General features: G+C 37.1%; 7 protein-coding genes. All 7 read left to right on the top strand.

The genetic code is table 11. From position 1 onward, the window contains the following. Positions 1-648: 648 nt before the first annotated feature. The 7 genes from CBF35_RS12820 (at position 649) to CBF35_RS12790 (ending at position 7,297) form a co-directional block, all read left to right on the top strand. On the top strand, positions 649-1,497 hold the full coding sequence (locus CBF35_RS12820) for a phosphate ABC transporter substrate-binding protein PstS family protein (RefSeq protein WP_126781831.1): 849 nt from the start codon (positions 649-651) through the stop codon (positions 1,495-1,497). 159 nt (positions 1,498-1,656) lie between these two features. After that, the gene (gene pstC / locus CBF35_RS12815) at positions 1,657-2,577 is read left to right on the top strand and encodes a phosphate ABC transporter permease subunit PstC (protein WP_126781829.1); all 921 of its coding nucleotides are present in this window, start codon (positions 1,657-1,659) and stop codon (positions 2,575-2,577) included. Then, positions 2,577-3,461, top strand: coding sequence for a phosphate ABC transporter permease PstA (gene pstA / locus CBF35_RS12810; RefSeq protein ID WP_126781827.1), 885 nt, complete (start codon positions 2,577-2,579; stop codon positions 3,459-3,461). Before pstC ends, pstA begins: the two co-directional genes overlap by 1 nt. Positions 3,462-3,476: 15 nt before the next feature. Beyond that, on the top strand, positions 3,477-4,286 hold the full coding sequence (pstB, locus tag CBF35_RS12805; RefSeq protein ID WP_126781825.1) for a phosphate ABC transporter ATP-binding protein PstB: 810 nt from the start codon (positions 3,477-3,479) through the stop codon (positions 4,284-4,286). Between the two features lie 10 nt (positions 4,287-4,296). Next, entirely contained in the window at positions 4,297-5,049 is a 753-nt protein-coding gene (gene pstB, locus CBF35_RS12800; RefSeq protein ID WP_407290295.1) for a phosphate ABC transporter ATP-binding protein PstB, read from the top strand. Positions 5,050-5,064: 15 nt separating this feature from the next. Next, positions 5,065-5,745 carry a phosphate signaling complex protein PhoU gene (gene phoU, locus CBF35_RS12795; protein WP_126781823.1) on the top strand — a complete coding sequence of 227 codons (681 nt, stop codon included), beginning with the start codon at positions 5,065-5,067 and terminating at the stop codon, positions 5,743-5,745. A 232-nt stretch (positions 5,746-5,977) separates the two neighbouring features. Continuing rightward, on the top strand, positions 5,978-7,297 hold the full coding sequence (locus CBF35_RS12790; protein ID WP_126781821.1) for a murein hydrolase activator EnvC family protein: 1,320 nt from the start codon (positions 5,978-5,980) through the stop codon (positions 7,295-7,297). The last annotated feature ends 156 nt before the right edge of the window (positions 7,298-7,453 follow it).

Here is a 7,453-nt window from a genome sequence, read left to right as displayed (position 1 = left end):
TTTAAACACCGCATTCTAATCAGTTTTAAAGTGACACAAAAAAGCAACTTCACCATTTCTGATGAAGCTGCCTAAGTAACTATTTATTCGACTAAATTTTAGCCATCCACACAATTTGACGTAGAGCCCTTTTTCTTTATAAGGGATGATAAATACTTCTCAATAATTGGTGATTATGGGGAATAACCAATCTGAGATTAGAAATCAGACTTTCAGATTAATCGGATGTTTAACTAAAAATAGTCTAAACAAAAATAACAGCGCTTTTAGCAGGGTTTGGGGAAAATAACTAAAAGGGTTACAATTGTCCCATCGCTAATTAATCAAAAATAGATTTCATACATATTATATCATACTGTTATATTTAATTGGGAAGAATTTCGAAAAACATTGGAATTATTCTAGAGGAAGTTCAAATAAGAAGGATTATACAGGAGACCTTGAGTGAGTAGAGGATGAAAAAGAAAGTTCGAAAATTAATTGAAAACCAAAGAAAAAAACTTGCTTTTTTTATAGCTAAAGGATATGTTTAGTATAGAGAAGTCTGTAATAAAAATCTAAGCAAGAAAACTTTAGAGATTCATTGACTGAAGTCACTTGCTACTAGGATTAAATAGGACTTTTCGTTAAAATTAGGGAGGATCAAAAGTGAAAAAATTCTTGCAGTTAAGTTATGCGTTGCTGACAGTTAGTTTATTAGCTGCTTGTACCGTTGATAATGGCGAATCAACAACAGCAGTCGGGTCTTCGGCTATGCAACCTTTAGTGGAAGCCGCTGGCGAGCAGTATAGCGGAAAAAATGTTGGAAAATTCATTAATGTTCAAGGTGGAGGTAGCGGGACAGGCCTGAGCCAAGTTCAATCGGGGGCGGTTGATATTGGGAACTCGGATCTCTTCGCTGAAGAAAAGCCTGGGATTGATGTGGCTGAATTAGTCGATCACAAAGTGGCAGTCGTTGGAACAACGCCGATTGTCAATAAAGAAGTCGGAATCAAAGATATTTCGATGTCTGATTTAAAAGATGTTTTCACAGGAAAAATAACAAACTGGAAAAAAATTGGTGGCAATGATTTACCAATCGTCTTAATTAACCGTGCTTCAGGAAGTGGTAGTCGTTATACTTTTGAAAAATGGGTTCTTGATGGCGAGTTGTCTAAAAAGGCTCAGGAGCAAGAATCAACAGGGATGGTTCGCCAAATTGTTGGAACAACTCCCGGCGCAATTAGTTATGTTGCCTTTTCTTATGTCACAAAAGATGTCCAAGCCCTCTCGATTGATGGAATTAAAGGAACAGATCAAAATGTTATGACAAATAAATGGCCAATCTGGTCTTATGAACATATGTATACTAAAGGGGAGCCTACGGGTTTAACGAAAGAGTTTTTAGACTATATGTTTTCCCCAGAAGTTCAAGATGAAATTGTGCCGCAGCTTGGCTATATTTCGGTTGCTAAAATGGAAGTCGAACGTGACGCTGCCGGAAATTTAATTGAATAAATAAAATGAGATGAAAATCATGTAAATATCCGTTTATTGTATTAGTTTAGCAACGTTAAAAAAGGAATTGAAAAGACTGATAAAATTAATTCTTTTTAGTTATTTAATGATGAAAGTAAGCTAATCACTTAAACAAGTATCTTTTTAGGAGGAAGTAGTTTGGAAGATGTTCGGCAAAGCTTATTAAAAAAGTCTAAGAAAGCCAAACTAGAACAAATCGGTAAAGGGATCAGTTTTTTATGTATCACTTTCATTGTTTTAGTCGTAGTTGCTATTTTTTACTTCGTTGCAAGTAAAGGATTAGCCACATTTTTTAAAGACGGTGTAAATGTTTTTGATTTTCTCTTTGGCAAAGAGTGGAGTCCTGGCAATGTAGGTGAAAATGGTGAACCTTTAGTCGGTGCCTTACCGATGATTTTAGGCTCATTCATCGTCACTGTCTTATCTGCGATTGTAGCTACACCTTTCGCAATTGGGGCAGCGGTCTTTATGACGGAAATCTCACCAAAACTAGGAACTAAAATATTACAACCTGTTATTGAACTATTAGTCGGTATTCCTTCAGTTGTTTATGGTTTTATCGGCTTGTCAGTCATCGTGCCAGCTGTCCGCCAAGTCTTTGGTGGCAGTGGATTTGGTATTTTAGCGGGAACCTTCGTCTTGTTTGTCATGATTTTACCAACAGTGACATCTATGACAACAGATGCCTTAAAGGCTGTTCCTCGTCATTACCGAGAAGCGTCTTTAGCTTTAGGGGCAACGAGATGGCAAACAATTTATAAAGTTGTTTTACGATCAGCCATTCCTGGTATTTTGACTGCCGTTGTTTTCGGGATGGCCCGGGCCTTTGGTGAAGCTTTAGCAATTCAAATGGTTATCGGTAATGCGGCGTTAATGCCTCATAACTTAATTACCCCAGCATCAACGTTAACGAGTATCTTAACGATGGGGATTGGTAATACAATTATGGGAACACTTGAAAATAATGTTTTATGGTCACTAGCCTTGCTATTGCTAATGATGTCTTTATTATTCAATATTGTCATCCGCCTAATCGGTAAGAAAGGGGAGATGAAATAATGACGCCTAAAAAAGCAGATAAAGTTGCAACCGGAATACTTTACGGAATCGCTAGTATCATCGTGCTAATCTTAGCCAGTCTACTGCTCTATATTTTAGTGCGCGGGGTCCCACATATTAGTTGGGAATTCTTAACGAAACCATCTAAAACCTTCCAAGAAGGCGGCGGCATTGGGATCCAACTATTTAACTCCTTTTACTTACTATTAATCACGATGATTATTAGTATTCCAATTTCTTTAGGGGCCGGGATTTATTTATCCGAGTATGCCAAAAAGAATTGGGTGACTGATATTATTAGAACAGCCATTGAAATTCTGAGTTCACTACCTTCAGTTGTTGTCGGTTTGTTCGGCTTCTTAATCTTTGTTGTCCAAGCTGGATTTGGTTTCTCAATTATTTCTGGAGCCTTAGCATTAACTTTCTTCAACTTACCTTTGTTGACAAGAAATGTTGAAGAGTCTCTAAAGGCGGTTCACTTCACGCAACGGGAAGCCGGCTTAGCATTAGGCTTGTCACGTTGGGAAACAGTCATTAAAGTTGTCGTTCCAGAAGCCTTACCAGGAATTTTAACAGGGATTATTTTAGGGGCAGGCCGGATTTTCGGTGAAGCAGCAGCCTTGATCTATACAGCCGGCCAAAGTGCGCCAGCCTTAGATTTTTCAAATTGGAATCCCCTAAGCATTTCAAGCCCTTTGAATATTTTCCGCCAAGCGGAAACGTTAGCTGTCCATATTTGGAAAGTTAATAGTGAAGGGACGATGCCAGATGGTGTTCAAGTCTCAGCTGGAGCGTCAGCAGTCTTAATTATTGCGGTTCTGATTTTTAATATGCTAGCACGTTTCTTAGGTAAGAGACTTCATAAAAAGATTACATCAGCTTAATAAGGAGCCTATGACATGAAAGAGTATGATTTAAATGAGACACATATCCTCAAGATGAATCCTGAAACCCAAAAAATAGCAATTGCTACGAATGACCTTCACGTTTGGTATGGCCAAAATGAAGCGATTAAAGGTGTTTCTTTAGAGTTTGAACAAAATAAAATTACTTCCTTAATTGGACCTTCTGGCTGTGGTAAGTCAACGTATCTCCGTTCTTTGAATCGGATGAATGATGAGATAGCTGGGACGAAAATTACTGGTGAAATCATGTATGAAAAAACTGATATTAATTCTAAAGCCATTGATGTCTATGAAATGCGAAAACATATTGGCATGGTTTTCCAACGACCGAATCCTTTTAGTAAGTCAATCTATGGCAATATTACCTTTGCCTTAAAGCAACATGGCATGACGGATAAAAAACAGTTAGATGAAATTGTGGAAACAAGTTTAAAACAAGCGGCTCTTTGGGAACAAGTTAAAGATAATTTAGATAAGAGTGCACATGCCTTATCTGGTGGTCAACAACAGCGTTTATGTATTGCGCGAGCAATTGCGTTGAAGCCAGACGTCTTGCTCTTAGATGAGCCGGCAAGTGCCTTAGATCCGATATCTACTAGTAAGGTTGAAGAAACCTTGATTAACTTGAAAGAACATTACACAATTGCAATTGTGACCCATAATATGCAACAAGCGGCTAGAATTAGTGATTACACAGCTTTCTTCTATATGGGGAAAGTCCTAGAATACGATCAAACGAGTAAAATCTTTACCCGTCCTAAAATACAAGCTACAGAAGATTATGTTTCTGGGCATTTTGGTTAGGAGAATCCAAATGACGATTATTGAATCAAAAGCGTTGCATTTATATTATGGTAAGAAAGAAGCGTTAAAAGGCATTGACATGGCCTTTAATAAAGGGGAAATCACAGCGTTGATTGGCCCTTCTGGCTGTGGTAAATCAACTTACTTAAGAACCTTGAACCGCATGAACGACTTAATTCCAGATGTCACTATTACTGGAAATGTTATGTTTAAAGATCAAAACATTTATAGCCCTAAAACTGATACCGTTGAACTTCGGAAACAAATTGGGATGGTGTTTCAACAACCGAACCCTTTCCCGTTTTCAATTTATGAAAACGTGATTTATGGCTTACGTTTAGCAGGCAACAATAATAAAGCTGAATTAGACGAAGCAGTCGAAACAAGTTTAAAAGCGGCCGCTGTTTGGGATGATGTGAAAGACAAATTAAACAAAAGCGCCTTATCGCTATCTGGTGGGCAACAACAACGGGTCTGTATCGCCCGGGTCTTAGCCGTTAAGCCTGAGATCATCTTGTTAGATGAACCGACTAGTGCCCTGGATCCCGTTTCTAGTGGTAAGATTGAGAACATGCTCTTTGAGTTAAAAGACAAGTATACAATGATTATGGTGACTCATAATATGCAACAAGCTTCCCGGATTTCTGATAAAACCGCCTTTTTCTTAAATGGCGATTTAATTGAATACGACAAAACTAAAAAAATATTTTTAAATCCATCAAAACAAGAGACTGAAGATTATATCTCTGGTAAATTTGGATAAGAGAGGAGTAACAGTATGTTACGAACACAATTTGAAGAAGATTTAACTAAACTACACGTGCAATTTTCAGAAATGGCTCAAGAGGTCAGTGACGCCGTCTATAAATCAGTTAAAGCTTTCATTAAACACGACAAAGAGATTGCTTTTAATGTGATTGAAAATGACGCTAAAATCAATGAAATGGAAGTTAAGCTAGAAAAGAAAAGTCTTGAAATGATTGCCTTACAACAACCTGTTACCACTGACTTACGAATTATTATTACTGTTATGAAAGCTAGTTCAGATTTAGAACGGATGGGAGATCACGCAGTTTCAATTGCGAAATCAACGATTCGTGTCAAAGGGAACGAGCGGATTCTAGAAGTGGAAGAAAAAATTTCTGACATGGCAGATGCTGTCAAAAAAATGGTCGACGCTGTGAAGGATGCCTATATTGAAGGGGATGCTGAAAAAGCGAAACTAATTGCAACGAATGACAGTAAGATTAATGATTACTTTACTGAAATTTACGACATGTGTATTAAAGAAATGAAAGAAAATCCTGAAACCGTTGTTGGTGGCACGGATTACTTACAAGTCTCTGGTTTCTTAGAGCGGATTGGCGACTATGTCACTAATATTTGTGAGTGGATCGTTTACTTAAAAACTGGTAAAATTTTAGAACTAAACTCAAATCGCACAGATTTCATTGGGTAAAGACTAAACAAAAAAAGCTGCTGACTTTAATGTCTCAGCTTTTTTTGTTTGCAAGTAAATTTATAACCATAAATAAACAACTTAAATAAGGCAGATTACTTAACAAGAAAGGCGCTAGTAAAGCTTATCATTGTTAAGTAATAACTTGTAATACAACTGTAATTTCATAATGGCTGATTTTATGTTATAGTTCTAGATGTGGCAAATAATAATAACGAGGTAAGCTAAATTTATGAAAAATAAATATATTACACTATTATCTGTTTTAGTTATTGGAGCAACGCCTCTTGTGGCAAGCGCTGATGCAATTGATAATGAAATTAATAATACAGAAACTAAAATTGAAACATTAAAAGGTCAAAAGGCGGCAGCAGAAGCTGAATTAGCAATGTTAAACGCTGAAGTGACAGAACTTGAAAATCAAGTTCAATCAACATTAGACCAAAAAGTTGAATTAGAAAAAGAAATGAATAAACTAAATGAAGAAATTCGTAAACTAGAACAAGCAATTGAAAAAAGATCAGATAAAATTGATGATCAAGCTCGTGCAGCCCAAGTCAATAAAGCTGACCGTTTTCTAGATGTTATGTTAGATGCTGATAGTATTTCTGATGCCATTAACCGTTCATGGGCTTATGGAAAATTAGTTAGTGCTAATAACGACATTGTAACTGCTCAAAAAGAAGACAAAGAAGCCGTAGCTAAGTCGAAAGCAACTGTTGATAAAAAACTTATCGAAGTTAACGCTTTAACTGAACAATTAAAAGTTCAACAAGAAGAAATGGTTGCGAAACAATACGATCAAGCGATCTTGACGAAAGAAGTTGAAGCAAGCTTAGCAACAGAAGAAACTAAAAAGACTGGTTTATTAGCTGAGAAAAAAGCAGCTGAAAAACGTAAAGCTGAAGCAGCTCGTATTCAAAAAGAAGAAGCAGCGAAAGCCGCCGCAGCAGCCGCTAAATTACAAGAAGAAGCTCGTAAATCAGAAGAAGCTATTGCGAAAGAAATTGAAAACATCAATACGCAAGAAATGCCTGATGAAGACACTTCTAAACCGGCTGAAGACACAAACACAAATGATGATAGCTCAAACAATAGCAACTCTGGTAATGCTGGTAATTCAAATGCTGGCAATAAGCCTCAAACAGGTTCAGGCGACTTCAAGTGGCCTTTACCAAGTATGAGTATTACGAGTGGTTATGGTAACCGTCCTGACCCTAATGGTGTTTCAGGTAACGGACATGACGGCATTGATTTAGCCGGTGCTAACAACTCGAACGTTTACGCTAGTCGTGATGGAATTGTTGTGTCATCAAGCTTCAATCCAAGTGGTGGTAACTTAGTTATTCTGCAACACGATAATGGTTATTACTCTTACTACTTACATTTAAACTCACAATCAGTCACAGCTGGCCAAGAAGTTAGAGCTGGCGACGTTGTTGGCTTGATGGGCTCAACTGGTAACTCAACAGGAACACATTTACATTTCGGTATTAGTACTGGTATGTGGAGTGGATTTGTCGATCCAGGTGTCATGTTAGGTTTATATTAAAGACTTTGAAAGACTATCAATTGATAGTCTTTTTTCTATCATTTCAAAAAGTTCATGAGCTGAAGTCAAACTAAGACTTACAAAGGAAGAATAAATCCATCTTAAGTCCTATGACATTTTCGTTAAAACAAGGCATAATAGGTAATGTAAGAAGGA

The sequence above is a fragment of the Vagococcus salmoninarum genome (genome assembly GCF_003987495.1).
GTDB classification, from domain to species: Bacteria; Bacillota; Bacilli; order Lactobacillales; family Vagococcaceae; genus Vagococcus_D; species Vagococcus_D salmoninarum.
Note: the sequence above shows the minus strand (reverse complement) of the source record. Positions and strands in the feature narration are given on the sequence as shown.